General features: G+C 38.7%; 19 protein-coding genes, 9 tRNA genes, 3 rRNA genes and 2 pseudogenes. 3 read left to right on the top strand and 30 right to left on the bottom strand.

Annotated elements, in window-relative coordinates:
• Positions 1–82: 82 nt before the first annotated feature.
• The 26 genes and pseudogenes from K6959_RS17875 to K6959_RS17750 form a co-directional block, all read right to left on the bottom strand.
• On the bottom strand, positions 83–880 hold the full coding sequence (locus K6959_RS17875; RefSeq protein ID WP_223087202.1) for a carbohydrate ABC transporter permease: 798 nt from the start codon (positions 878–880) through the stop codon (positions 83–85).
• A 13-nt stretch (positions 881–893) separates the two neighbouring features.
• Complete coding sequence (locus K6959_RS17870) at positions 894–1,775, bottom strand: carbohydrate ABC transporter permease (protein WP_223087200.1); 882 nt, start codon at positions 1,773–1,775, stop codon at positions 894–896.
• A 19-nt stretch (positions 1,776–1,794) separates the two neighbouring features.
• Positions 1,795–3,097: pseudogene (locus K6959_RS17865) on the bottom strand (ABC transporter substrate-binding protein).
• The gene (locus K6959_RS17860) at positions 3,094–3,660 is read right to left on the bottom strand and encodes a glycerol-3-phosphate responsive antiterminator (RefSeq protein ID WP_163242478.1); all 567 of its coding nucleotides are present in this window, start codon (positions 3,658–3,660) and stop codon (positions 3,094–3,096) included. Before K6959_RS17860 ends, K6959_RS17865 begins: the two are co-directional and overlap by 4 nt.
• A 17-nt stretch (positions 3,661–3,677) precedes the next feature.
• Positions 3,678–4,460 (bottom strand): HAD-IIA family hydrolase, encoded by a 783-nt coding sequence (locus K6959_RS17855; protein ID WP_163242479.1) that lies wholly within the window; start codon positions 4,458–4,460, stop codon positions 3,678–3,680.
• Positions 4,461–4,729: 269 nt separating this feature from the next.
• Positions 4,730–5,163: pseudogene (locus K6959_RS17850) on the bottom strand (Hsp20/alpha crystallin family protein).
• 68 nt (positions 5,164–5,231) lie between these two features.
• Positions 5,232–5,456 (bottom strand): hypothetical protein, encoded by a 225-nt coding sequence (locus tag K6959_RS17845; protein ID WP_163242481.1) that lies wholly within the window; start codon positions 5,454–5,456, stop codon positions 5,232–5,234.
• Between the two features lie 197 nt (positions 5,457–5,653).
• Positions 5,654–7,003 carry a phosphoglucosamine mutase gene (gene glmM / locus K6959_RS17840; protein WP_223087198.1) on the bottom strand — a complete coding sequence of 450 codons (1,350 nt, stop codon included), beginning with the start codon at positions 7,001–7,003 and terminating at the stop codon, positions 5,654–5,656.
• Between the two features lie 42 nt (positions 7,004–7,045).
• Entirely contained in the window at positions 7,046–8,341 is a 1,296-nt protein-coding gene (locus K6959_RS17835) for a CdaR family protein (RefSeq protein WP_163242483.1), read from the bottom strand.
• Positions 8,334–9,161, bottom strand: coding sequence for a diadenylate cyclase CdaA (cdaA, locus tag K6959_RS17830; RefSeq protein ID WP_163242484.1), 828 nt, complete (start codon positions 9,159–9,161; stop codon positions 8,334–8,336). The genes K6959_RS17835 and cdaA overlap by 8 nt, the downstream gene beginning before the upstream one ends.
• Positions 9,162–10,202: 1,041 nt before the next feature.
• Complete coding sequence (locus K6959_RS17825) at positions 10,203–10,838, bottom strand: anti-sigma factor family protein (RefSeq protein WP_223087196.1); 636 nt, start codon at positions 10,836–10,838, stop codon at positions 10,203–10,205.
• Between the two features lie 16 nt (positions 10,839–10,854).
• A complete protein-coding gene (gene sigW / locus K6959_RS17820; RefSeq protein ID WP_163242486.1) occupies positions 10,855–11,418 on the bottom strand; it encodes an RNA polymerase sigma factor SigW in 564 nt (187 codons plus the stop codon).
• 287 nt (positions 11,419–11,705) lie between these two features.
• Entirely contained in the window at positions 11,706–12,602 is an 897-nt protein-coding gene (gene rocF, locus K6959_RS17815; RefSeq protein ID WP_163242487.1) for an arginase, read from the bottom strand.
• 217 nt (positions 12,603–12,819) lie between these two features.
• A tRNA-Gly gene (locus K6959_RS17810) sits at positions 12,820–12,891 on the bottom strand.
• A gap of 50 nt (positions 12,892–12,941) precedes the next feature.
• A tRNA-Lys gene (locus tag K6959_RS17805) sits at positions 12,942–13,014 on the bottom strand.
• A 21-nt stretch (positions 13,015–13,035) separates the two neighbouring features.
• A tRNA-Gln gene (locus K6959_RS17800) sits at positions 13,036–13,110 on the bottom strand.
• 27 nt (positions 13,111–13,137) lie between these two features.
• Positions 13,138–13,222 (bottom strand) — tRNA-Tyr (locus tag K6959_RS17795).
• Positions 13,223–13,242: 20 nt separating this feature from the next.
• Positions 13,243–13,318, bottom strand: a tRNA-Thr gene (locus K6959_RS17790).
• Positions 13,319–13,326: 8 nt separating this feature from the next.
• A tRNA-Val gene (locus K6959_RS17785) sits at positions 13,327–13,399 on the bottom strand.
• A 10-nt stretch (positions 13,400–13,409) separates the two neighbouring features.
• Positions 13,410–13,481 (bottom strand) — tRNA-Glu (locus K6959_RS17780).
• Positions 13,482–13,511: 30 nt separating this feature from the next.
• Positions 13,512–13,584: transfer RNA gene (locus tag K6959_RS17775), tRNA-Thr, on the bottom strand.
• A gap of 38 nt (positions 13,585–13,622) precedes the next feature.
• Positions 13,623–13,697 (bottom strand) — tRNA-Asn (locus tag K6959_RS17770).
• A 15-nt stretch (positions 13,698–13,712) separates the two neighbouring features.
• Positions 13,713–13,828 (bottom strand): 5S ribosomal RNA (gene rrf / locus K6959_RS17765).
• Between the two features lie 103 nt (positions 13,829–13,931).
• Positions 13,932–16,862, bottom strand: a 23S ribosomal RNA gene (locus K6959_RS17760).
• A gap of 389 nt (positions 16,863–17,251) precedes the next feature.
• Positions 17,252–18,804, bottom strand: a 16S ribosomal RNA gene (locus tag K6959_RS17755).
• Together the 16S, 23S and 5S rRNA genes with 9 tRNA genes alongside form the textbook arrangement of a ribosomal RNA operon.
• 303 nt (positions 18,805–19,107) lie before the next feature.
• Complete coding sequence (locus K6959_RS17750) at positions 19,108–19,338, bottom strand: hypothetical protein (protein WP_163243471.1); 231 nt, start codon at positions 19,336–19,338, stop codon at positions 19,108–19,110.
• A gap of 139 nt (positions 19,339–19,477) precedes the next feature.
• Here K6959_RS17750 and pdaB point away from each other — a divergent pair, with 139 nt between their 5' ends.
• Positions 19,478–20,230: a polysaccharide deacetylase family sporulation protein PdaB gene (gene pdaB, locus K6959_RS17745; protein ID WP_163243472.1), complete on the top strand. Its 753-nt coding sequence runs from the start codon at positions 19,478–19,480 to the stop codon at positions 20,228–20,230.
• A gap of 157 nt (positions 20,231–20,387) precedes the next feature.
• Here the strand turns inward: pdaB and K6959_RS17740 are convergent, their stop codons facing one another.
• Positions 20,388–21,026 (bottom strand): KinB-signaling pathway activation protein, encoded by a 639-nt coding sequence (locus K6959_RS17740; RefSeq protein ID WP_163243473.1) that lies wholly within the window; start codon positions 21,024–21,026, stop codon positions 20,388–20,390.
• A gap of 150 nt (positions 21,027–21,176) precedes the next feature.
• Between K6959_RS17740 and gerD the strand changes: the two genes are divergently transcribed.
• Entirely contained in the window at positions 21,177–21,794 is a 618-nt protein-coding gene (gerD, locus tag K6959_RS17735; protein WP_223087194.1) for a spore germination lipoprotein GerD, read from the top strand.
• Between the two features lie 137 nt (positions 21,795–21,931).
• Here the strand turns inward: gerD and K6959_RS17730 are convergent, their stop codons facing one another.
• From K6959_RS17730 to K6959_RS17720, 3 genes are all read right to left on the bottom strand, one after another.
• Positions 21,932–22,990, bottom strand: coding sequence for an Mrp/NBP35 family ATP-binding protein (locus K6959_RS17730; RefSeq protein WP_223087192.1), 1,059 nt, complete (start codon positions 22,988–22,990; stop codon positions 21,932–21,934).
• A 325-nt stretch (positions 22,991–23,315) separates the two neighbouring features.
• Positions 23,316–24,029 (bottom strand): N-acetylmuramoyl-L-alanine amidase CwlD, encoded by a 714-nt coding sequence (cwlD, locus tag K6959_RS17725; RefSeq protein ID WP_163243476.1) that lies wholly within the window; start codon positions 24,027–24,029, stop codon positions 23,316–23,318.
• Positions 24,030–24,123: 94 nt separating this feature from the next.
• The gene (locus K6959_RS17720; protein ID WP_223087191.1) at positions 24,124–24,567 is read right to left on the bottom strand and encodes a YbaK family protein; all 444 of its coding nucleotides are present in this window, start codon (positions 24,565–24,567) and stop codon (positions 24,124–24,126) included.
• A gap of 215 nt (positions 24,568–24,782) precedes the next feature.
• Here K6959_RS17720 and K6959_RS17715 point away from each other — a divergent pair, with 215 nt between their 5' ends.
• Positions 24,783–25,679, top strand: coding sequence for a hypothetical protein (locus K6959_RS17715; RefSeq protein WP_163243478.1), 897 nt, complete (start codon positions 24,783–24,785; stop codon positions 25,677–25,679).
• Positions 25,680–26,184: the final 505 nt, after the last annotated feature.

Below are 26,184 nucleotides of genomic sequence, written 5' to 3'. Positions count from 1 at the left end.
CCTTTTTCTATAAGTTTAGTTTAGTTAACTTAACTATATATCGTCCCTCCTTCGCTGTCAAGTGTTGGAGGATTGTATCGCCTTATTTAATCCCTGTATGCATAAAACTTTCAACAAATTGTTTTTGAAAGATGAAGAAAGCAAGTAATAACGGAAAAATAACAAAAAGCGTTGCTGCACTTACTTCTCCCCATTGAGCACCCGTTTCAAACGACTTTGCAAAGATCGACAAGCCCACTGTAAGCGGCCGATTTTCAACTGAATTTGTCACGACGAGCGGCCAAAGAAAATTACTCCATTGATGGCTGACAGATTTTAAACCAAAGGCGATATAAGTCGGTTTAGCCAGAGGAACATAGACGTGCCAAATAATTTGTAAAAGGTTACAACCGTCCATTCTGGCCGCTTCTTCAAGCTCATACGGAATACTTTTAAAAATTTGCCTTAATAGAAAAATCCCAAATGCTGACGCAAAATAAGGAAGCATCATACCTAGCTTTGAATCTACTAAATGCAAATCCGATAGAATACCATAATTCGGAAAAATCAATAAATCAACTGGGATCATAATTTGCACAAGAAATAGTATAAATATAGCATTTTTCCCCTTAAAGGATAGTCTAGCAAAGGCATAAGCCGCTAATGTTGCTGTCATTAATTGAACAACTAAAACAACAGTGACAATGATGAATGTATTTAAATAATATTGAAGAAAAGGAGCACTATTCCATGCACTAATGAAATTATTAAGTGAAAAAGAAAAGGAAAACAGCTCTAACGCTTGATCCCCTGGCTTAAACGCTGTGATAACAAGCCAAAAAAGCGGAAATGCCCAAAGGATCGCAAGCACATATGTTGATATATTTAATAACCGATTCATTTTTACACTTCTCCTAATTGTAGTGAATTTTTTTATTGACCGTGAAAAATTGGACCGCTGCGATTACCAACATAACAACGAGCATAACAATTGTTAGCGTTGACGCCATTCCATAGTCTAAAAACTTAAAAGCATTTTCGTAAATATAATAGAATAAGAGATTGCTTGCATTATCTGGTCCGCCTTGTGTCATGACGACTAAATGATCTACAAGCTTAAATGCATTTGTTGTCGCAATGATAAAAATAAATAACGTCGTTGGCATTAAGAGTGGAAAAGTTACTTTCCAAAATTGCTGCCACTTAGAGGCACCGTCAATAATAGAAGCTTCATATAATTCTTTTGAAATATTTTGCAATCCAGCTAAATAAAACACCATAAAAAAACCTGCTTCCTTCCAGACGACCATAAAAATCATTGCCGGAAGAACTGTTTCTGTATGTCCCAATACATTGATGCTTCCAGCACCAAACAAAGAAAGAATTTGATTGAGCATGCCGTATTCAGGAGTATAAATAAATAACCAGATGTTTGCTGCAGCAATCATTGGAATGACTACGGGATAAAATAATAATGTTTTCACAAGCCCGCTTCCTTTTAGTGCTCGATTTACTAAAAGAGCCATTGCTAATCCGAGTGCCATACTAAGCGGTACTGTCCCCGCAGCAAACAGAATATTATTTTTCAAAGCCTTCCAAAATACCTTATCTTCCATCATACGCGAAAAATTATCCAATCCAACGAAGTATGGCTCAGGTGTAGTTAAATCTGCTTGAAACAAGCTTAAGTAAATCGTTTTTAAAATTGGATAAAATGTAAATATGATGATAAAAATAAGGGATGGAAGGAGAAGAAGCCAAGGGGTTATTTGATAATTCGGCTTCATTCCTCTCATGCGAACCACCCTTTTTTTTTTATTTGTTAAATGGAGCTAAAATCTGTTCAGCTTCTTTCTGGGCTTTCTTTAAAGCCTCTTCTGGTTCTTCCTGTCCAGTTACGACTGCTTGAATTGCATCATTAATTGCTTTATACACCTTTCCATTATTATGGGTTGATAACTCAGCAGAAGCATGCTCAAGCTGGTCTCTTGCTACTGTCGCTTGTGGGAAAGAGTTTGTATACTCCTTCATTAAATCCGTTTCATAAGCGGATTTTCTCGTTGCTACATAACCAGTATCTATACTCCATTGTGCTGCCCGCTCTGACTCCGTTGCCCACCGAATAAATTTCCATGCTGCTGCTTGCTTTTCTTCAGAAATTCCTTTAAACACATAGAAGTTTCCTCCACCGGTTGGACTTCCAAATTGCTTATTTGCCGGCATAAACGCTACTCCAAAGTTAAATTTGGCATTTTCTTTAATATTCGTTAAATTTCCTGTTGTATGGTAAAGCATAGCTGTTTTTCCTTCGATAAAATCAGAAGGAGCTGTTGCCCAGTCGATCACTCCTTCAGGCATCACTTTATGATTTTTCGCTAAATCTACCCAGTATTGAAGAGCCTCTACATTTTCTTTCGTATTAAAATATACTTTTGTTCCATCATCGTTCATTAAATTTTTTCCATTTTGTAAGGCGAAGGCTTGAAACATCCAGTACGGAAAGCCTGATGTAGGAATTTCAACTCCCCATTGACTTCCTGGTTTGTTTAACTTTGTTGCATATTCAGCTAACTCATCCCAATTTGTTGGCGGCTTTTCTGGATCAAGCCCTGCTTCTTTAAATGCATCTTTATTGTAATAAAGAACAATTGTGCTTCTTTGAAAAGGAATTGACCATGTATTTCCCTCAGTTTCTGAATTTTCCATAAATGCTGGATAAAAACCGGCTAACATTTCTCCCGCTTTATCTTTTTTTTTTCAACTCATCCATCGGTATAATTGCATCCATATCGATTAACGTATAAAGATCAGTTGAAAGCAGTACAGCCAAGTCTGGTGAATCTTTTCCTTGAATAGCTGTTTGTACTTTTGTCATCGTTTCCTCATATGTTCCTGTATATACAGGCTTTACGATAATATTGGGGTGTTCTTTGTTAAAATCATCAGCCAACTTTTCAATCAGTTTCGTTACAGGTCCACCAACAGCAACTGGGAAATACCACGTTAGCTCAATCGGTTTTCCATCGCCTTCATTTGTAGCAGTTTCTTTGCTAGAACAACCAGCCATCATTGAAATACCTAGAATAATGGTTATCAACATAAGTGCAGCTTTTTTCATTTTCCTTCCTCCTCATTTTTTGACCAGTACTCAGGACAGCTTAACGATACTGCCGAGGCTCCCCCGGCAAAAGCAGCTGAGATTTCTTCAAATGTCCGAATTAATCCCCCGGCAATCACTGGCTGCGAAAGATTTTCTGTTAATCTCTTAATCATTTTCGGCATTAAGCCGGGCATTACTTCTACTGCATGTGGTTTACTAGAACGAATATGGGCAATCCCATTATGAAATGCTGCTGTATCAATAAGGAAAATACGCTGAATTGTTAATAGCTCATGCTTTTTTGCCTCTTGAACAATGTAACCTTTCGTTGAAATAATTCCATTTGGCTTTAAGATTTCCGCAACATATTTCACCCCCTTCGAATCTGTTTGCAATCCTTGCATAAAATCGATATGTAAAAATACTTTCTTTCCTTTCCCTTGCAATTTTTGAACTTGATCTTTTGAAGATAGTAAATCACCGCTCATTAAAAATACAGTATCGACTTCGTTATTTTTCAGTACTCGTTCAAGGGCAATTTCGTCATGAACAGAAGCGATTATTTCCTTTTTTTGAATCATCGTCTTTTCTCCTCCCCTTATATCGCTTGCAACAGAGCTGTTAAAGATGAAAATTCGTAAGTTGAATTTGCAGCGATTTTTTTATCATCATATTTAGTCACACCCGTTTTTAACAGAACTGTATCCATTCCGAGGGCATGCCCCATTGCAAGATCGGATATTGGAGAATCACCGATAAACAGACAGTGACTACTTTTACTTTCACATTTTTCCTTTACGACATATTGCAGCCATACAGAGGGCTTTCCTACAGATATTGGTTTTATACAAGAGCAAGCTTCAAAGACAGCACTAATTGCACCTGTGTCAGGAATACGTCCATTTTCAATCGGACAGTACAAGTCACCATTCAAAAGTACGATCTTTGCCCCCTTATCAATCATCCGTAAACCAATTGTTAAATCGTTATATGTCAATTCATTATGCATCCCTAGCAGAACGTGACTGCAAGAAGAAATTTGCTCATGAGCCCCGCAAATATCCCATCCAGATGCAGCAATTTCCTGACGAACATATTGATCAATTAATCCAAGAATCGTGCGCACACTTTTTTCCTTACAAAGAAAAGCTTGTAATCCTTGAATTGGAGTGATCACCTCTTTTTCTTTTACATCAATTCCCACTTGATGAAGTCGCTTTGCCACCGCAGCATTTGTAGCTACTGGAGTATTTGTGACAAATAAAATCTTTTTCTCGTTAGTTCTTAATAATTGGAGCAGCTGAATTGCCCCTGGTAACGCCTCACTTCCTTGAAGAAGTGTTCCATCAATATCAAAAATATACGTCTCATAACTAAGCACTTCTTTTCCTCCATTGCTTTAGAAATGAAAAGAACCCTAAAAAAATCGTGCGCATTGAAGCTAGCTAAGGCTTACTTTCCTTTGCTAGTTTCTATCACTGATTTTTTTAGGGTTCTCCAATTCTCTTCCCTTATTAATTTCAATCATACACTTTAAATATTTGCCTTATATTAATCCGACGTAAATGTGGTGTAAAATCAGACTTTATTGCTTTCCTTTTAAAGTTCTATTTTTTTACACCTTAGCCCTCTAAAGGTTTTCAATTCTTCTTAATGAAACTCAATGTCAATCTTCTTTTTTTCATCTTGTATTGCTTTTGGCATCGTTATTTCTAGAACTCCATTTTTATATGTAGCTTTTATTCCTTCATTAGAGACAGGAGACGGAAGTGATATTGCGCGATGAAACCGTCCAAAAAAGCGCTCTTTTCGATACATATTTTTTTTTTTAATTCATTTGTTCTATTTATCGTCCCGCTAATCGAAAGAAGATTATTTTCAATACTAATATCTACATCTTCCTTATTTTCAAGACCAGGAAGATCACAAATGGCGATAATTTCATTTTCAGTTTCATGTATATCGACTTTAATTCCACCTAAATTTTGCTCTGTGCCAAATGCCGGAAAATCCGTGAAAACACGATCAAACTCTCTTCTAATATTTTCTAGCTGTCTGAATGGTTCATATGGTATTAATGACATAAAAATTGACCTCCTTGAAATAATACGTTATTACTTTTTCCTAGTGAGGCAATTTTATTCAATAGGTGTTAAAACTTATCGATAAAGTGTACAGAATTAAAATGAACATCAGGAATTTCTTTTAAATAAACATCAGTCGATGATGAGCGAACGACTGTGGAATCTACTGTATATTCCTTGTACAATTGTAAATATTTCGCTGCCTTTTCTTTATCACTATTCAAACCGTTATTAGGATAAGCGAAAACGACTTTATCCCCTTCTTTAGCATGTATGTTCATTGTCTTGACCATTTTCCTTGTTCCTCCTAAAAGATTGTAACATCTCTTTGATCATACAATATTTTCCGACATATATATTGCAAATTACAGCTAATATGTTTAAAATTCGATTAAAATTAACATACCTTTTTCAACTATTTCCTAGGAAATCGTCATATTTTGCAAAAAAATATGCATGCAGAACATGAAAGCCCTACATGCATATTTCTTTATTCCTCTTTTAACCCCATCTCCTGTTCAACTACGGTAACAATTTGTTCTATGTATGAATCACATAGTTCTATTGTAGGAGCTTCAGCCATAACACGAACAAGCGGCTCAGTTCCAGATGGGCGGACTAAAATACGACCGTTTCCGTTCATTTCTGCTTCAACTTTCTCAATGATTCCTTTTATTTTATCATTTTCCATTACTTTATTTTTATCATTAACTTGGATATTTACTAATTTTTGCGGAAACTTTTTCATTTCACTTGCTAACTCGGAAAGGGATTTCTCTGTTACTTTCATAATATTAACAAGCTGTATCCCTGTTAATAATCCATCCCCTGTCGTATTATAATCTAAAAAAAAAATATGTCCCGATTGTTCCCCGCCCAGATTATAGCCATTCTTTTTCATCTCTTCAACAACATAGCGATCCCCTACAGCCGTTTGCACGCTTTTTATTTCATTTTCCTCCAAAGCTTTATAAAAACCAAGATTACTCATAACAGTTGATACAACTGTTGAATGCTTTAAGCGTCCTTGCTTTTTTAAATACTTTCCACAAATGGCCATAATTTGGTCGCCATCAACAATTTCACCTTTTTCATCAATTGCTATTAATCGGTCGCCATCACCATCAAATGCTAAACCTACATCTGCTCCTTTTTCCTTAACAAATTCGGCAAGCGCCTCAGGATGGGTTGAGCCGACACCATCATTAATATTCAAGCCATTTGGTGAGGTACCCATCGTCGATAAATCCGCCTCAAGATCTGCAAACAGGTGAGGTGCTAATGACGAAGTAGCTCCGTGAGCACAATCTAAGGCTACATGTATACCTGAAAAATCTTCATCTACAGTTTGCTTTAAAAATTGGATATATTTTTGACCACCTTCAAAATAATCATTTACTTGTCCAACTTCTGCTCCAATTGGTCTCGGAAGCTGATCATCACCGTCCATTAATTGCTCAATTTCTTCTTCTTGTTCATCAGATAGCTTAAATCCGTCTGGGCCAAAAAATTTAATACCGTTATCAGCAACTGGATTATGAGATGCAGAGATCATAACACCTGCCTGTGCTCCAAGTGCCTTTGTTAAATACGCTACTCCAGGTGTCGAAATAACACCGAGCCTCATTACTTCTGCACCAATGGATAGTAATCCAGCTACAAGGGCTCCTTCGAGCATATGGCCTGAAATACGTGTGTCTCGACCAATGATCACCTTTGGCCGATCTTGATCTTTTGTCAGTACATATCCCCCGCATCTTCCAACTTTAAATGCAAGTTCAGGGGTTAGCTCACTGTTAGCAACTCCTCGCACACCATCGGTACCAAAATATTTTCCCATTTGATTAACCACCTTTTCGATTTTTATCCAAATGATTCATTGTTATTCTTTTTGTACTATACTAATTTTAGCCGTTTCCTGTCCCATTTTCCAAGTGACATTTTGAGGACCTTTTCCTTGTATTCTAATATTATGCTCACCTTCCTGTAAGTTGGAAGCATCTATCACTAACTCAAAATCAGCTGGAGTTAATTTTTTGACTATATTACTTGGTCCAGATACAGACAAACTTGTTTGTTCATCTGCTGGGTCTAAAAATGTTAACTTATAATTTTCGGCTAAGCCTGTGCTCTTAATTTGAACCTTTGGGATTGATATTTCACTTATTTCACTCGTTGTAGTTGTTTCCTTTGGCTCTTCTTCCTCAACTTTTTCTTCTTCAGTTCTCACATTTACTTTTACATTTACGTTTGCTAGTTCAGGGTTTACTTTTGTTATTCCTTCAGAAATAATAACTGGTAATGTGAGTACTTGGCTATTAGTAATTTTACTTAAATCAACTTCAACTCTAACACTTTCTGTTTTATTAAGAATGTCCTCTCTTGCAAAAATAGTTGCTTCTTGAGCATCAAGACCCATTGATTCAATTGAGACTCCATTTGGAGGGGTCCCGTTACTTACAATTTTAATTGGTACTATTTTACTCAATCTTTTAACAGGCAATGTAACTTGTACAATTTCTGGTTCAACTATAACATCCAATTTATTTAATTCTTTATCCAATACCCGGATACTCGCTTCTTGGGTAATGGTACTGTCAATTTTCCCTTTATAATTAATCATAGCTTTTACATAAGAAATTCGATCAATTATATTTTTGGCTCCTGTAATTTTTACTTTATTTGGCTCTACGATTGGTTGTTCAGAAATAAAGCCTTCTTCTACCATCGTCCTATTAAATTCTGCTTCAACATTAAATTCTTTAGTTATTCTTTCTTGAACATTTACATTAATATTAGCAGGTTCTATCGTTACTTTAAGCTTATCAGAAATATCCCGTATTTGGATTGGGACACGCTGCGTTCCGATTGACGCATTAGTTAAGTCTACAAATACCTCAAAGTTTCTCATTGCTTTTGCCGATTGAACAATACTTACTGGCCCCTCAACAGTTACGCTTACTGTGTCGGGAATTCCTGAAACGATTAAGTTTTCTTTATCATAAATCACTGTTACTGGAACATCAGAAATTGTTTCTTCATTTAAATTAGAAGCTACTGACTCTTCAGTTGTTCGTTTATTTTTTTGCGGATCAAAATTGACCGTTGAAAATAACAACAGAGCGAGCAGAAAAGTAACAACCTTTATAAACCAACGACTGTCCATTAGTTTATCCATTTCTTTTTCCCCTCCAATTCCAGCGAGGTGAAGAAGTCTGTTTTTGTTTAGATACTGCCAAAAGCTCCTTTGTTAACATTTCTTTAAACATTTCAGAAGATAAATCACGATGAAGTTCACCATTTTTAGTAATCGAAATACTACCCGTTTCTTCAGAAACTACAATTGTAATACTGTCTGTTACTTCACTAATTCCTAAAGCAGCACGGTGCCTCGTCCCTAATTCTTTTGAAATAAATGGACTTTCAGACAATGGTAAGTAACAAGCCGCTGCTGCAATTTCATTTTTTTGGATAATAACAGCTCCATCATGGAGCGGTGTATTAGGTATAAATATATTAATTAACAACTGTGAAGAAATTTTTGAATGTAAAGGTATACCGGTTTCAATATAGTCGCTCATACCTGTTTCCCTTTCAACAGATATTAACGCACCAATACGGCGTTTAGCCATATAGTCTGTTGCTTTAATAATCGCTTCTACAATAGCTTCTTTTCCTTCATCCTCTTGAGTTATAGTCCTTGAGAAAAACCGCCCTCTTCCCAATTGTTCAAGGGCACGTCTAAGCTCTGGTTGGAAAATAATAATAATGGCGAGAAATCCCCATGTTAATGCTTGTTCCATCATCCAACTTAATGTATTAAAACCGAGAAAACCACTAAGCAGCCGAACAATGATAATAACAAAAATTCCTTTTAATAATTGGACAGCTTTCGTGCCTTTAATAACCATGATGAGTTTATATATTACAAACCAGACAAGGAGTATATCAACGATAACGGCAAGATAATCTAATAAAGAGTAATTTACAAACGGCATTATACTTCCCCCATTAGTTTAGAGCGGTAGCCGCTAACTATAATGATAACTTAATTATTATAACATAAAGTGGTACTTTCTTCAGAAACTTCTTTTCCTTTATAATCATGTTAAATAACATTTTTTATGTTTAGTATCTCGTTTTATGAACAACTTTACAAGTATTTTCTTTAACCATATTATTAACTATTAATAATTGGATTTTTTAGCGAGAAAGGAAGGGCTTTAAGATAATTTAGTTGCGTTTAAAGGAGGCTAATGACAGATAAATTTTTTATAGAGTGAAAATAAAAAAGGCACTTCCTAACATAGTGCCTTTCAGACTGTTGACAAACGCTCGCTTTCTTCGTTACTTGCACTTCGTTGTAAGCTCATGAACGCCTGTTCTATTCGCTTCCGCCTTGTGCTGCGTGCCTCGACTGGCAAGCGTTTTCATTCAGTCTGAGGGCTTTAGCTTATTATTGATGTAGTGTTAAAAATGAAAACCTTTATCTTAAAGGCTTTTCTGACTGATCACAAACGCTCGCTTTCTTCGTTACTTGCACTTCGTTGTAAGCTCATGAACGCCTGTTCTATTCGCTTCCGCCTTGTGCTGCGTGCCCTCGACTGGCAAGCGTTTTCATTCAGTCTGAGGGCTTTAGCTTATTATTGATGTAGTGTTAAAAATGAAAACCTTTATCTTAAAGGCTTTTCTGACTGATCACAAACGCTCGCTTTCTTCGTTACTTGCACTTCGTTGTAAGCTCATGAACACCTGTTCTATTCGCTTCCGCCTTGTGCTGCGTGCCTCGACTGGCAAGCGTTTTCATTCAGTCTGAGGAATCAATTCGACAATAACTAATCTGTAATCTAAAAAGACACTTACTAACACTGTGCCTTTAAATTTAATATATTTGTAACAGAAAAATAATATGATTAAAAAATCATTTCAGATTAGTGATCGAACGCTCGTTGTAAGACTTGTTTGCTTTTACCTTCGTTGGCAAGCGTTTTCAATTTTGAGTAGCGTTGTCAACAAATTGAGATAATTCCTCCATCTTTTTAATCTAGCTCTTGTTCTTTGTTTTTATCAAAGACATTGACTACATCTTTTGCGGTTTTCTTAATATTGTACCAGACCCAATCAAATAGTTCATTTACTTCTTTGATTTCCCCACTAACATTACCTGCAGAAGCTAAATACTTTTCCCCATTGATAATTGTAACGTTTCCTTGCACTTCCCCTTCAATCTTTAAAGTTCCGTTCCGAACGACAATATCACCCTTAATGACTTCTCCTTCAGGTACGATTACAATATCATTTTCTACAATTAAATTAGGTTGCTTAGAAACAGAAAACTGCTGATCTTCGTTCCAAATTGAAAAAATACTACCGCCCATTAGGATGATAAATAGAGCAGCAGCTGTTAAAAACGGATGGTGCCGGAACCAACGTTGGATACCAATTTCTTTCTTTTCTTTAGGTAACTTTTTCATTACATTAGCAGTAAACCCAGAAGGGGCTTGAACATTTGAAGTACTTTGCACTAACGCAATAGACTTTTTTAATTCGTGCAAATGCGTCTGGCAGTCCGGACATTTTTGCAAATACTCTCTTAGTATCTTTTCTTTTTCAGCAGAGAGCTCCTCATCTAAATACTCGTGCATATATTGTACTACTTTTGTGGGACATTTCAACGTTCTCACCCTCTCATCAAACATAACGTAACTGCTTTCGCAAAGCTTCCCGTCCCCTATGAATTCTCGTTTTAACTGTTCCTAACGGAAGATCGAGAATCTCACTTATTTCCTTTAATGAAAGCTCTTCAATATATTTTAAGACAATTACTGAGCGATATATCTCAGGCAGCCGTAATATTTCTCTTTGAATTGTTTCATGTAGTTCCATACTTTCTAATTGATCTTGAGGAAGAGTACCATCAGCGGCTACTTGAGAATAAAGCGTTAATCCATCAGTACCAGCAACTTCAGCATCTAAATAATAGTCTGGTTTTTTCTTACGTATCCGATCAATGCACAAGTTAGTTGCAATCCTAAATAACCACGTTGAGAATTTTAATTTAATATTAAAGCTACTTATATTTACATACGCACGAATAAAAGCTTCCTGTGCAATATCTTCTGCTTCTTGTCTATTCCCTAACATTCGAAAACTTAGTTGAAATACTCTATCTTTATAAATTTCAACAATTTCCCCAAAAGCATTTTGATCTCCCTTTAATACTTGTTTTATCCTCTTTTTTACGATGTCTTCCATATCTCTTTACCTCCGCTCTACTGCGGCTATACGATATTACGATCGATAGCGGAAAAGGTTTCATTTTTTTTAAAAAAGTTAACCAATATCTTAATTTTAGCAAATATTTACCGGTTTGACTTAAAAATTTTATAAAACATAGTAAAAAAGTAGTAATAAGGGATTAGTGTTATAAATTTTTTGTTTTTTCAAATGTTTAAAGGAATTTCCAATTTAATGCTTAAAAATATCAAAGTTATGGCTAAACAAAAAAGCGTAACATTTCATTGTTAGTTTCTATTTATACATTATAATAGTTTCTCACCAAATAATGAACCCATTAAAGCTACAGCAACTGTTGCTGTTTTGTTTCTTTCATCTAAAATCGGATTTACTTCGACAAATTCAGCTGATGTAATGATGCCGGCTTCTGCTAACATTTCCATAGCTAAGTGGCTTTCTCGATACGAAATACCACCAATGATTGGAGTACCTACGCCAGGAGCGTCATGAGGATCAAGACCATCTAAGTCTAGAGAGAGATGCACACCGTCGGTACGTTCTTTTAAATATTCAATCGTTTCCTCTATTACTTTCGTCATTCCTAGCCGATCAATTTCATGCATCGTATAAACTTTTATACCTTTTTCTTTAATCAGTTGCTTTTCTCCTTCATCTAATGATCTTGCACCAATAATGACAATATTTTCCGATTTTATTTTTTCCGTATATCCAAATATTCCTGTTAAATCTTTATGACCGATTCCCATACTTGCAGCAAGAGGCATTCCATGTATATTTCCAGTCGGAGATGTTTCTTCGGTATTTAAGTCGGCATGAGCATCATACCAAATAACTCCAAGGTTTTTATAATGTTTACATATTCCTGCTAATGTCCCAATTGCAATACTATGATCTCCTCCAAGGACGAGTGGAAATGAACCTGATTTTACAACTTCGCTTACTTTGGAGGCAAGCCTTTCATTTGCCTCTGCAACAGCTGTTAAATTACGAAGCATTGAGTTGGAGTCATCAGTTTTTTCAAGTTTACCAATTACAATATCACCAATATCTTCAAGCTCATAGTTCAACTTTTCAAGACGTTCTATTACTCCAGCATAACGGATGGCGCTTGGCCCCATATCAACACCGCGCCTAGTCTGCCCTAAATCCATTGGTACCCCTATAATACTTATTTTCCTCATCTATTAATCATCCTCCATCCCTAGTCTTTTTATATTTTATCCTCTTTTGTTAATATGACTCAACTCAACAAAATTTTGCATATATATACGATTAGTTTGCCATTGTGAGTATGAAATATCATGTAGGAGTCAATTAAAAAAACCTTAAACTGTCAAAGTTTAAGGTTAACTGTGATGGAAAATGCAACATGAATGAGCTAGGCTTATCGCCCTTGAAAGCGGAAGACGGGATTCGAACCCGCGACCCCCACCTTGGCAAGGTGGTGTTCTACCACTGAACTACTTCCGCATAGAATTAATATTTTCAAAAAAACTCCTTTTCATAAAAGGAGTTCAAAATGAGCCATACAGGATTCGAACCTGTGACCCTCTGATTAAAAGTCAGATGCTCTACCGACTGAGCTAATGGCTCATATTGAGGAAAAAAATATAATGGCTGGGCCAGCTGGATTCGAACCAACGCATCACGGAGTCAAAGTCCGTTGCCTTACCGCTTGGCTATGGCCCAATATAAACATGTCCTATTTATAAACGATGGTGGAGGGGGACGGATTCGAACCGCCGAACCCTGAGGGAGCGGATTTACAGTCCGCCGCGTTTAGCCACTTCGCTACCCCTCCATAAATGATGGAATATAAAATGGTGCCGGCCAGAGGACTTGAACCCCCAACCTACTGATTACAAGTCAGTTGCTCTACCAATTGAGCTAGGCCGGCATAGCTAATGGAGGATGACGGGATCGAACCGCCGACCCCTTGCTTGTAAGGCAAGTGCTCTCCCAGCTGAGCTAATCCTCCTTTAAAATGATGACCCGTACGGGATTCGAACCCGTGTTACCGCCGTGAAAGGGCGGTGTCTTAACCGCTTGACCAACGGGCCATTTATAAGTATAAAAAGCATTTATTTTAAAGCTCCCAACCGGGCTCGAACCGGTGACCTCTTCCTTACCATGGAAGTGCTCTACCTGCTGAGCTATGGAAGCAAGCATTTTAGTTTTTATTTAAAAAAATTTTGTATGTATGGCTCCGCAGGTAGGATTCGAACCTACGACCGTTCGGTTAACAGCCGAATGCTCTACCACTGAGCTACTGCGGAATAAGAATAAAAAATGCCCGGCAACGTCCTACTCTCGCAGAGGGATGCCCTCTACTACCATCGGCGCTGAGAAGCTTAACTTCCGTGTTCGGAATGGGAACGGGTGTGACCTTCTCGCCATCGTCACCGGACATTTATTATTATAATGTTTTTTAAATTTTTTTCAAGTAAAATTTTTATTCTCTCAAAAAACTAGATAATGTGAAGAAGCAAGAAAGAAAGTATCATGTTTATTTGGTTAAGTGCTCGCTCGATTAGTATCTGTCAGCTTCACGTGTCGCCACGCTTCCACCTCAGACCTATCAACCTGATCATCTTTCAGGGAGCTCAAATGGGAAATCTCATCTTGAGGGGGGCTTCATGCTTAGATGCTTTCAGCACTTATCCCTTCCGCACGTAGCTACCCAGCTATGCCTTTGGCAAGACAACTGGTACACCAGCGGTGCGTCCATCCCGGTCCTCTCGTACTAAGGACAGCTCCTCTCAAATTTCCTACGCCCACGACGGATAGGGACCGAACTGTCTCACGACGTTCTGAACTGAACCCAGCTCGCGTACCGCTTTAATGGGCGAACAGCCCAACCCTTGGGACCGACTACAGCCCCAGGATGCGATGAGCCGACATCGAGGTGCCAAACCTCCCCGTCGATGTGGACTCTTGGGGGAGATAAGCCTGTTATCCCCGGGGTAGCTTTTATCCGTTGAGCGATGGCCCTTCCATGCGGAACCACCGGATCACTAAGCCCGACTTTCGTCCCTGCTCGACTTGTAAGTCTCGCAGTCAAGCTCCCTTGTGCCTTTACACTCTGCGAATGATTTCCAACCATTCTGAGGGAACCTTTGGGCGCCTCCGTTACCTTTTAGGAGGCGACCGCCCCAGTCAAACTGCCTGCCTGACACTGTCTCCCGCCCCGATAAGGGGCGCAGGTTAGAATTTTCAGTACAACAAGGGTAGTATCCCACCGACGCCTCCACGTAAGCTAGCGCTCACGTTTCCACGGCTCCTACCTATTCTGTACAAGCTGCACCAAAATTCAATATCAGGGTACAGTAAAGCTCCACGGGGTCTTTCCGTCCTGTCGCGGGTAACCTGCATCTTCACAGGTACTATAATTTCACCGAGTCTCTCGTTGAGACAGTGCCCAGATCGTTGCGCCTTTCGTGCGGGTCGGAACTTACCCGACAAGGAATTTCGCTACCTTAGGACCGTTATAGTTACGGCCGCCGTTTACTGGGGCTTCGGTTCACACCTTCAGCGATTGCTTAAGCGCTCCCCTTAACCTTCCAGCACCGGGCAGGCGTCAGCCCCTATACTTCGCCTTGCGGCTTCGCAGAGACCTGTGTTTTTGCTAAACAGTCGCCTGGGCCTATTCACTGCGGCTCTCTCGGGCTTGCACCCTATCAGAGCACCCCTTCTCCCGAAGTTACGGGGTCATTTTGCCGAGTTCCTTAACGAGAGTTCTCTCGATCACCTTAGGATTCTCTCCTCGCCTACCTGTGTCGGTTTGCGGTACGGGCACCTTATTCCTCGCTAGAGGATTTTCTTGGCAGTGTGGAATCAGGAACTCCGGAAAATAATTTTCCTCGCTGTCACAGCTCAGCCTTACGGTAATGGGATTTGCCTCATTACCAGCCTAACTGCTTAGACGTACATCCAATTGTACGCTTACCCTATCCTCCTGCGTCCCCCCATTGCTCAAACGGCGATAAGGTGGTACAGGAATATCAACCTGTTGTCCATCGCCTACGCCTTTCGGCCTCGGCTTAGGTCCCGACTAACCCTGAGCGGACGAGCCTTCCTCAGGAAACCTTAGGCATTCGGTGGAAGGGATTCTCACCCTTCTTTCGCTACTCATACCGGCATTCTCACTTCTAAGCGCTCCACCAGTCCTCACGATCTAGCTTCAACGCACTTAGAACGCTCTCCTACCACTGACACCTACGGTGTCAATCCACAGCTTCGGTGATACGTTTAGCCCCGGTACATTTTCGGCGCAGAGTCACTCGACCAGTGAGCTATTACGCACTCTTTGAATGGTGGCTGCTGCTTCTAAGCCAACATCCTGGTTGTCTAAGCAACTCCACATCCTTTTCCACTTAACGTATACTTTGGGACCTTAGCTGGTGGTCTGGGCTGTTTCCCTCTCGACTACGGATCTTATCACTCGCAGTCTGACTCCCAAGGATAAGTCTTTGGCATTCGGAGTTTGTCTGAATTCGGTAACCCGATGAGGGCCCCTAGTCCAAACAGTGCTCTACCTCCAAGACTCTTACACTTGAGGCTAGCCCTAAAGCTATTTCGGAGAGAACCAGCTATCTCCAAGTTCGATTGGCATTTCACCCCTACCCACACCTCATCCCCGCACTTTTCAACGTACGTGGGTTCGGGCCTCCATCCAGTGTTACCTGGACTTCACCCTGGACATGGGTAGATCACCTGGTTTCGGGTCTACGACCTCATACTCTTTCGCCCTATTCAGACTCGCTTTCGCTGCGGCTCCGTCTTTAAACTTAACCTTGCATGAAATCGTAACTCGCCGGTTCATTCTACAAAAGGCACGCCATCACCCATGAATGGGCTCTGACTACTTGTAAGCACACGGTTTCAGGTTCTCTTTCACTCCCCTCCCGGGGTGCTTTTCACCTTTCCCTCACGGTACTGGTTCACTATCGGTCACTAGGGAGTATTTAGCCTTGGGAGATGGTCCTCCCAGATTCCGACGGGATTTCACGTGTCCCGCCGTACTCAGGATCCACTCAGGAGGGAACGAAGTTTCAACTACAGGGTTGTTACCTTCTCTGACGAGCCTTTCCAGACCGCTTCATCTACCTCGTTCCTTTGTAACTCCATGTTGAGTGTCCTACAACCCCAAGAGGCAAGCCTCTTGGTTTGGGCTGTTCCCGTTTCGCTCGCCGCTACTTAGGGAATCGCTTTTGCTTTCTCTTCCTCCGGGTACTAAGATGTTTCAGTTCCCCGGGTCTGCCTTCATAACCCTATGGATTCAGGTTATGATCCTATCCCATGACGGATAGGGGGTTTTTCCCCATTCGGAAATCTCCGGATCAAAGCTTACTTACAGCTCCCCGAAGCATATCGGTGTTAGTACCGTCCTTCATCGGCTCCTAGTGCCAAGGCATTCACCGTGCGCCCTTTCTAACTTAACCTTACGACAATTGATAAGCTTCGTTTTTCCGCGTCAACTGCGCTCTCTCACATCCTCACGTACGTTTTGTACGCTCCGGTGTTCGATCACTTGTTTCCTTGAATAACTCGCTTCTAAATTGTCTTTTTTCGGTAAAAGATAAGCTACGTATTTCGTTGCCAGCTACGCTCACTCCAATCCTCACGTACTTTTAGTACGCTCCGGTTGTCGTTCATTTGCTTCCTAGAACTACTTGCTTCTCTTTTCCTTTTTTTAAGAGATATCTTTGGTGATACTCGGTTTCTTTCTTTTGCCTTCTTCATTTATTATCTAGTTTTCAAAGAACAATATTTGAGAGATTGCTCTCTCAAAACTAAACAAACAAACGATCAACCTTTAATGATTCCTTAGAAAGGAGGTGATCCAGCCGCACCTTCCGATACGGCTACCTTGTTACGACTTCACCCCAATCATCTGTCCCACCTTCGGCGGCTGGCTCCAAAAGGTTACCTCACCGACTTCGGGTGTTACAAACTCTCGTGGTGTGACGGGCGGTGTGTACAAGGCCCGGGAACGTATTCACCGCGGCATGCTGATCCGCGATTACTAGCGATTCCGGCTTCATGCAGGCGAGTTGCAGCCTGCAATCCGAACTGAGAATGGTTTTATGGGATTGGCTCGACCTCGCGGTTTCGCTGCCCTTTGTACCATCCATTGTAGCACGTGTGTAGCCCAGGTCATAAGGGGCATGATGATTTGACGTCATCCCCACCTTCCTCCGGTTTGTCACCGGCAGTCACCTTAGAGTGCCCAACTAAAGGCTGGCAACTAAGATCAAGGGTTGCGCTCGTTGCGGGACTTAACCCAACATCTCACGACACGAGCTGACGACAACCATGCACCACCTGTCACTCTGTCCCCCGAAGGGGAAAGTCCTATCTCTAGGAGTGGCAGAGGATGTCAAGACCTGGTAAGGTTCTTCGCGTTGCTTCGAATTAAACCACATGCTCCACCGCTTGTGCGGGCCCCCGTCAATTCCTTTGAGTTTCAGCCTTGCGGCCGTACTCCCCAGGCGGAGTGCTTAATGCGTTTGCTGCAGCACTAAAGGGCGGAAACCCTCTAACACTTAGCACTCATCGTTTACGGCGTGGACTACCAGGGTATCTAATCCTGTTCGCTACCCACGCTTTCGCGCCTCAGCGTCAGTTACAGACCAGAGAGCCGCCTTCGCCACTGGTGTTCCTCCACATCTCTACGCATTTCACCGCTACACGTGGAATTCCACTCTCCTCTTCTGTACTCAAGTCCCCCAGTTTCCAATGACCCTCCACGGTTGAGCCGTGGGCTTTCACATCAGACTTAAAGGACCGCCTGCGCGCGCTTTACGCCCAATAATTCCGGACAACGCTTGCCACCTACGTATTACCGCGGCTGCTGGCACGTAGTTAGCCGTGGCTTTCTCGTTAGGTACCGTCAAGGTACCGCCTTATTCAAACGGTACTTGTTCTTCCCTAATAACAGAGCTTTACGATCCGAAGACCTTCTTCGCTCACGCGGCGTTGCTCCGTCAGACTTGCGTCCATTGCGGAAGATTCCCTACTGCTGCCTCCCGTAGGAGTCTGGGCCGTGTCTCAGTCCCAGTGTGGCCGATCACCCTCTCAGGTCGGCTACGCATCGTCGCCTTGGTGAGCCTTTACCTCACCAACTAGCTAATGCGCCGCGGGCCCATCTGTAAGTGATAGCCGAAGCCATCTTTTAACTCCTCTCCATGCGAAGAGAAGGAGTATCAGGTATTAGCCCCGGTTTCCCGAAGTTATCCCTGTCTTACAGGCAGGTTGCCCACGTGTTACTCACCCGTCCGCCGCTAACCGTTCAAAAGCAAGCTTTTGATCAGTTCGCTCGACTTGCATGTATTAGGCACGCCGCCAGCGTTCGTCCTGAGCCAGGATCAAACTCTCCAATAAATTTGGAGCGTTGATTCGCTCATAATAAAAAAATTAACGTTGGCAAGTGTCAGCTTCTAACAAATGGTTAGTTGCCTCCACTTTAAATTGTTTAAATTGTTGTTGTTGACGTTTGTTTGTTTAGTTTTCAAAGAGCAATTTTCCCTCGTCGCCTCTGAAGCGACTTTTTAATAATAACATGATTATTATTGACTGTCAACATATTTTTTATTTCATTTGTTAGCAGCAACGTTTATTAATATATCAGGGTTAATATTATCTGTCAATAATTTTTTTCAATTATATTTACTCTCCTTAAAATTATTATCCTTTTTCCTGTTTATTTAATATAGATCTCGTATATTCGAAGCATTCTCGAGGTGGTGCAATCCGTTTAAATAATGAAAATAATATTTTATATCGCTCTTCCATTGCCCTTTTAACAATGTTATCAATTCGTTCATCCTTTAAATCAAACAAAATTTCGTCCATTTCTCTTTTCATTAAATAGTGAAGTTCTTTTATTTCTTTCTCATTAATTAATAATCCAAGCATCCATTTTTCACTCCTTAAACAACAACTTAATTTGTAGTTATTTCCATAGATTGTTTTTTTATTAGTGAAATTTTTATCATATCCTTTTTGAACAAGCATAGGATGAGAACAAAGGTAGGTTATTGCGGGGTGATGATGTTTGAATTTTTTTTATACTATAAACGGAAAAACAGTAAAACAGTTTCTTTTGATCATCATTATTGCTTTTTTTGCAGCATGGTTTTTTTATATTGGAAACAATATTTATGTACCTGTATTTTCCACAAAGGATGGGCCAAAAGCTGTTTATAAAGGAGAAAAGAATATTGCTTTGACTTTTAATATCGGTTGGGGCGATGAAAAGGCGGAACCGATTCTAGATGTTTTAAAAAAGGAAAAGATAAAATCAGCTACGTTCTTTCTTTCCGGATCTTGGGCAGAGCGTCATCCTGAAATCGTTAATCGTATTGTAAAAGAAGGGTATGAAATCGGAATGCTCGGCTATGCTTATAAAGATTATCCAGAACTTGAAGAAGCTGAAATTAGGAAAGATTTATATAAAGCAGTCGATGTGTTCAAAAAATTAAATATTAAAGAAATTAAGCTTGTCAGAGCTCCGACAGGCCATTTTGATAAAAAAACATTAAAAGTAACGGATGAGTTAAGATTTACATTAGTTCACTGGAGTATTGATTCTAAAGATTGGACAAATCCTGGGATTAAGCAAATTGTTAAAAATATTAGTAAAGCAGAAAAAGGTGATATTATTTTACTTCATGCCTCAGATTCTGCTAAACAAACCGTTTCAGCTCTGCCATCTATTTTAAAAACGTTAAACAATAAAGGATTGAAGCTTGTAACCGTATCAGAAATGATTGCTAATGCTGAAACAAAGTCTAAAGAGATCAAGTGAAGCCGCCTATTATTTTGAATAATTAATAAAGACGTCTGATTGTAGACGAAGTTAACATTAGACTATTTGTCGAGACGCGCAGCATGAGAGAAACGAAGAGGGCAAGCAACGATGAATACGAAAGTTTGGAACAGTCTAAAAAGCCGTCCCTTTCATGTTAGGACGGCTTTTTAGATGATTTCAATCGTCTTTCCTGCATTGATTTTTCATTTAATTTATGAAGTATAAGTAATTGATAAGCATTACATGCCATTAATGGGAAGAGCATTAAATATAACCAGCTTTCTTCATTGACTCGAAGTACGGGCACCCACTCAAGTATTGTGACAACAACCATAAAAAATAATGCTGGGATAAATGCAGCTTTATTTGTTTGCTTTGCTTTTATAAAAGCGACAATCAGCCCAACCGCTAAAATAAAAATAGCTTTCCAAATATATTGACTTAAGCTTTCTCCTTTATCTGCAAAGGCTTGAAAGCGAAAATAAACTAAATCAAATAGTACAAATGCGATCAGAAATAGCTGGATCGAATTCCATAAAGACACTGTTCTAAATATCCCAATACCAAATCGATGAACTGTTAAATATGCAAAAAAGCCCATTTGACTAATAATACTAAAAATAAATCCAACACCAATTAACCAGATTAACGTAGATAGTATCCCCAGTATATCTAGGTCGGTAAATAAATGTTCAAATTCGCCCCACCGGACGGTAAATCCGACAATTCCCGTAGTTAAACCACCGACTATTAACGTGGAAATAAACAATTTGACCCAATTACGGCTAGTCACTCTTTTGTCCCCCAACTATGTAATAAATTCACTCTTATGATTGTACCAACCCTAGGATGAAAAATCTAGGTATTAAGCTTTGAACGCATAATAAATTCATTATTTTATCATGATAATCTTAAGGAGATTTTTCGAAAGGAGCTTTTAAAAATGCAGTTAAAATGGAAAGTGCTCCTCCCTCTATTCATTATTATATTTGTCTCAGGATGTTCGTCAAATAATTCAAATTCGGCACAAATTGATTATGATCAGACGAAAAAAAAGGTTGTTGATATTTTAAAAACAGATGAAGGCAAAAAAGCGTTTAAAGAAGTAATGAGCGATGAAAAGTTGAAGCGAGAACTCGTCATGGATCAAGCTGTCGTTTCAGAGACAATAGAAAAAACACTTACTTCTGAAAAAGGAAACGATTTTTGGAAAAAGTCCTTTGAAGATCCTAAATTTGCAGAGAGCTTTGCTAAAAGTATGAAAAAAGAAAACGAAAAAATGCTAAAGGATTTAATGAAGGATCCAGAATATCGTGCAATGATGGTTGAAATTTTAAAAGATCCTGAAATTGAGAAGAATTTTACCGATGTTTTAAAGAGCAATGAATATCGGAAACACTTACAAAATATTATGACAGAGACTTTTGACAGCCCATTATTTAAAGCTAAAATTCAAGAAATCCTTCTGAAAGCAGCTGAAAATGTCCAAGATACTAAAAAAGCAGATGAGGGAGCTAACAGTGAAAAAGAAGGACAAGCTGAAGAGGGCGGAGAACAATAAATAACGAAAGCTAAAAACCTCCCCAATTATGAATGATCCCCTGTTAACTTGACAGGGGACAGTTTATTTGGAGAGGCTTTCTTAGTTGGTATAGGATATTATGAACGTTCTCGCTTTTGCCAATTCGGCAGTCTGATTTATTTTTCAACAGCTGAAACAACTTTTTTAGCGATATCCCCATATACTTTTCCAAGCTTATGGTCTTCTTGGTAGATAGATGGAGCAAAATCTTCTTCATTCCAATCGGGCTGTGCAAGTGGCAATTGCCCTAAAAGCTCAGTTTGAAGCTCTTCAGCAAGTTTTTCTCCCCCGCCTTTTCCAAAGACATATTCCTTTTCACCTGTAACATTACTTTCAAAAAATGACATATTTTCAATAACACCTAATATTTTATGTTCAGTTTTTAAAGCCATGGCTCCAGCACGGGCTGCAACAAAAGCTGCCGTTGGATGAGGTGTTGTTACAATAATCTCTAGGCAAGATGGCAGCATTGAATGAACATCTAATGCAACATCACCTGTACCTGGAGGTAAGTCAAGCAGTAAATAATCTAAGTCGCCCCATTCGACCTCATGGAAGAAAGAGTTTAACATTTTACCAAGCATTGGACCGCGCCAAATAATCGGAGCATTGTCTTCAACAAAAAAGCCCATTGAAATAACTTTCACTCCAAAACGATCAACCGGAATTATTTTTTCTCCTCGAACAACAGGCCGCTTCGTAATTCCCATCATATCAGGAACACTAAATCCATAAATATCTGCATCAATTAGTCCAACTTTTTTCCCTAAGCGTGCAAGAGATACAGCGAGGTTTACTGAAACAGTTGATTTACCAACTCCACCTTTTCCACTTGCAATAGCAATAAAAGTGGTTTTGTTATTTGGGGAAAGCAATCCTTTATCTTGATCTTCGTCTATCAATGAACGATACTTCATTAATTCTTCTTCAGAAAGCTCACTAAAACGTAATCCGACGGAATCTGCCCCAGCTCCTTTTAATACATTGACAATTTCTGTTTGAAGCTGTAATTGTTCGGCCGGTCCTGTCTTAGCAATCGCTACCTTTACACTAACATGTTTTTTTTCTGTTTTAACCTTTATTTCTTTAATTGCGTTTGTTTCCGCTAATGTTTTATGTAGAAATGGATCTTTTAACTCATTTAAAAGTTCACGTACTTTTTCTTCAGTTAACATGTGTAAACACCTACCTTTATCATTCACCTTCAAGTTACAGTATACCATAATTGTTCTGTGAAACAGTTAGAAAACGCTCTCTGCACGAAGCAGAAGAAAATAAAACTTGTCGTTCATAAACGTATAACAAAAATTAAGTTTTTCAACGGTTTGAAAGAAGGTCATATCCACCTTCTTAGACAAAGTCAATATTTGAAGCAAAAGCCCGAAAGACCGCGCATCGCACAAGAGTAGAAGCGAGTAGAGCAAGTGAGCTTACAACGAAGTGCAAGCAACGACGGAATCGAGCATTTGTCATCAGGCTAGAAGAAAGGAACTCTATTTTCTACTCTGTCAGTTCTTTCTCGTTTGTAAAATAGCGAATAATTCCTTCATATATTGAAGCTGCTACTTTTCTTTGATATTCCTCATCTTGTAAAAGTTGCTTTTCCGCTTCGTTCGATAAAAATCCAATCTCGACTAGAGCTCCCGGTTTTTTGGCATTTTTTAAAATAAACACATTGTTGATCGGTTTTGCTACCCTTTTTGTATTTTCAAGATTTCTCCGCAATTCAACTTGAATAAATTTCGCTAATTTCTCATTTTCTTTAAAATGCGGTGCAAAAAATGTTTGTGCACCTCGCCAACGAGGAGAAGGGATTGAATTTAAGTGCAAACTAATAAATAAATCTGCTTCTGATTCATTTATCATCTCTAACCGCTTATGAAGATCTTCCGTTTTTCTGCGGCTAAGACCTCTTGTCCCATCTTTTGCTAAATCTTTATCTGTCTCCCTCGTCATAATGACGAGTGCTCCTTGCTGCTGTATATAGTCTCTAACCATTAATGACACTTTTAAGGCAATATCTTTCTCTAACACCGTTGAATCACCTGCTCCCCCGTCAGGTCCTCCATGGCCAGGATCGATTAAAATTATTTTTCCTGTTAATGGGAGATTCCAAGCATTCCATGAATCATTTTCCAAAAACTCATATTGTATAATTAAAAAAAGGATGATGGCCCCAAGCATAAATAAACTAATTTTTAGTTTCTTTTTCATTCTTCCCGATCCACCCTTTCGCTTGTCCCCGTTCAATTTACTATATGGGACAACTTACCCTTTTAGAACGAAAATTATGGATCGGTATAAATTTTTAATGAAGACGAAGCTTATACTGCCGCTCTCCTTTTTGAAATCCTTCTCTCCACCAGCTTTCTATATACTGTTCACATAAATAATATAACCCTTCATCTACTACACCTTCGATTCCCTTGCTCCAATATAAAAAAAAAAAATAAAAGGTTTCTGTCAAATGTTTTAATTCATATTCACAACGTTTCATAATTTCCTCAATGCTTTCACCGAAATATCCAAATCGGCTAAAATGCCCACCTAATAAGTAAGCTTCAATTCCTACATCGAAACATGCTTCTTCTATTCCCGAGTTCATTAGTAACCCCGTAGTAAAACGAGAAGAACCAAAATAATTATAAACTCGCTTCTTTAATTGTTTGATCGATAATTCACGAAGTAAAGTTTTTTCAAAATTCATCTGTTTTTCTTCTCTTTTTTCTTTTAACGTTGTAATAACGTTCACTGTATTCACCCCTTAAAGATTATTGTTTATCTTTAAAGAAATGACATACAAATTACTTGTTACCAGTTTTTTTATTGGAAAAAGAGAAAAAATTTATCTCGTTTTAAAACCTTTTTGGCTGAAATCAAATTGTTCATGTTTTTTGTGTGGTATAATTATACAGAATTATTAAAAATAAAACTCAAAAATAAAGAGAGAATATAGGGGATGATCACGTGTATAAGCTCTTATTAATATTCGTATGTAGCATCATGCTTTCTGCATGCGGCCTAAATAATAATACTCAAAAAAGTGATACAGAAACTAAAACTGCGGAAGAAAATATTGAATCAACGAAAGAGAAGGAATCTACTGAAGGGGATAAAAATGGAAATAACGAAAGTGCTACTGTAACAGAAGAAATAATTCAAACAACAAGTATCGAATCACCATTTGGTGAGGATGGAAATATTAGATTCAAACATACTGAGAAGGAAATTGTTGAAGAACACATGGATGAACATGGGAGAATCTATTTTCCTTTAAATGAGTATCCGATTCGTAATATAACAAGCATTGATGGTAAAACTTCAAACATTACTAATTATGGGGATGCCTTTATTAATATCGTTGATGCAAAAGCATATAACCTTTCTACTCAAGAGATGATCGATGATGCTTACAAACTTTTTATTTCTAACCCTCCTAAAGAGCTTGAAGGAAAAGATCCTTCAGAGTATCGAACATGGGATAAAGCGACAAACCTTGAAAGAAGCATTATTCAAATCATTTACTTAACGGCTCCATCACTAAATGATTTAGGTTATTTAATTCAAGAAGATACATACTCGGGTGAAATCTTCGAACAATTAATGACTGTATTTGAAGATTTAGGAGCTCCTACTGTGCTTATTCCCGCTCCTCAAACGCCATTAGATATACAATTATTTGATAATATGAAAATGGTTCAGTCTTTATGGGGACAGCTAGGACAATTTGAAAATCCAGAAGAGAACAAAGAAAAGTTTAAAGAGCTTTACAGTACTGTCAGACAAGAGATGAATAACATATTAGTAAGAGTTAACTATACCTTAAGTGAAGATGTAAACACCCAGAGCAAAGAAACTGAATAAAGGCTTCAAACTATACTTAGATATTGAGATCGAATTAAAAGTTAAGAAAAGCCACACATCAATAAATACATAAAAGACAAGCGAGTTCTATTCTCGAGAAAATCGGGGAAAGGCTCGCTTATTTACTAAATTGTTTTTAAATATCCCTTTCCAATTTCAGATACCCTCCTTTCATACATCAAGGGATTTTTTCTGTTAAAATTCGTTTTAGTAAATTTTTTAATCCTTTTTTTCTAGTCTAATTGCTCTCAACAGCAAATTCCCAAAGTAAAACACTGACTGAAATATTATTAAAGTAACAGAAAGGATAATCTATATATTTCAAATTAATATACTTCCTGCAAATTCGATTGCAGGCACTGTTGTTATAAATCCGCTAGGGAAGATGTAATTGTAAAAGTATCATCATTAAAACTGACTTTTGCACTGCATCAAAGGGAAGCATTTTTACGAAGAGAATCAAGAGTATGAACAAAGGATTTTTCAGTTTTTATGTTGATTTATA

Source organism: Bacillus aquiflavi, from assembly GCF_019915265.1.
Taxonomy (GTDB): domain Bacteria; phylum Bacillota; class Bacilli; order Bacillales; family Cytobacillaceae; genus Bacillus_BT; species Bacillus_BT aquiflavi.
This window is presented reverse-complemented; position numbering and strand designations above follow the sequence as displayed.